Below are 1427 nucleotides of genomic sequence, written 5' to 3' on the forward strand. Positions count from 1 at the left end.
TGAACTGACCCCATAAAGTTGGACGGTTCATTGAGCTGGGTAGGTTTAAGGGCTGGGTCCTGTATTGCACAGGGCTCAGCCCTTTCAGTTTCAATTTGATGCGGCGGTGGTTGTAATAGTCGATGTAGCGCTCGATGGCCTTGTCGAGGCTTTGGACGGTGTCGAAGCTTTCCGGATGGAAGAGTTCGGACTTGAGCGTGGCGAAGAAGCTCTCCATCGGTGCGTTGTCGAGGCAATTGCCTTTGCGTGACATGCTCTGAGCAAGGCCTCTGGCTTCCAGCCTGCGCTGGAATGCCGGCATCTGGTATTGCCATCCCTGATCGGAATGCAGGATTGGCCGTTCGTCCTCATCGAGCCGGGCAAGGGCTTTGGTCAGCATATTGTCCACCAGCTTGAACAGCGGCCTTCGTGAGGTTTCGAACGCGAGGATCTCGCCATTGTAGAGGTCCATGATGGGTGACAGGTAGAGCTTGTCGCCGGCCACGCTGAACTCCGTCACGTCGGTCACCCATTTGCGGTTGGCGCGCTCCGCGTTGAACTTGCGCTGCAAGAGATCGGGAGCGGTCCGCCCAACCTCGCCCCTGTAGGAACGATACTTCTTCGGCCTGACCAGCGACTTCAATCCCATCCCGGCCATCAGGCTCTGGACCGTCTTGTGATTGACGCGTTGACCCAACTGGCGCAGTTGCGCGGTCACCCGGCGATAGCCATAGCGGCCCTTGTGGCTGTCGAAGATGGCCTTGATCGCCTCCTTCAGCGCCGCATGGCGGTCTGTGCGCGAAGCCGCCTTTTGCCCGTAATAGAACGTGCTGCGCGGCAGCTTCGCCAGTTCGAGCAGGCCCTTAAGCGGATGCAACGGCCTTAACGCCTGGACGGCTTGCGCTTTTTGGGCGCGTGTTCCTGCGTTAAGGCCTTCAGTTTTTTTAGGTAGGCGTTCTCCATCCGCAGCTGCTTCAGTTCGGCCAGCAGTTCTTCACGGCTTTTGGCCTCGTCACTGGCTGCAACAGGCACTGCGGGGGCCGGCGGCTTCGACATGGGGCGTCCTCTGGGACGTGGGCCGAGCGCCTCTATCCCGCCAGCATGATAGCGCTTCTCCCAGCCCGCCAGGCAACTGGCATTGCGGATATTGAACAGCGCCGCCGTCTGGCGATAGGACAGGCCTTCCTTCCACATCCGCTCGAGCACGCACAGCTTGAACGCCGCGTCGTAACGACCGTATTTGCCAGACAGCCCGGCATCGCCATGCGCCTGGTACAGGCCAACCCACTTGCGGACAGTCGCCGCGTCAACTCCACGCTTCGACCCAGCACTCGCGTAGCTTTCATTCCCACACAAATAGCTGTCGACAACCGAGCGCTTGAAACGCGGACTGTGCTTGGACATGCAAAACCCCCGAAGGTTGTGTCCAACTTTCGGGGGTCAGTTCA

Annotated in this window: 1 pseudogene; it reads right to left on the bottom strand. The window is 59.5% G+C overall.

From position 1 onward, the window contains the following. A pseudogene (locus EN852_RS34485) lies at positions 1-1383 on the bottom strand (IS3 family transposase); the annotation flags it as partial. Positions 1384-1427: the final 44 nt, after the last annotated feature.

It is taken from the genome of Mesorhizobium sp. M2E.F.Ca.ET.209.01.1.1, assembly GCF_004010375.2.
Lineage (GTDB): Bacteria > Pseudomonadota > Alphaproteobacteria > Rhizobiales > Rhizobiaceae > Mesorhizobium.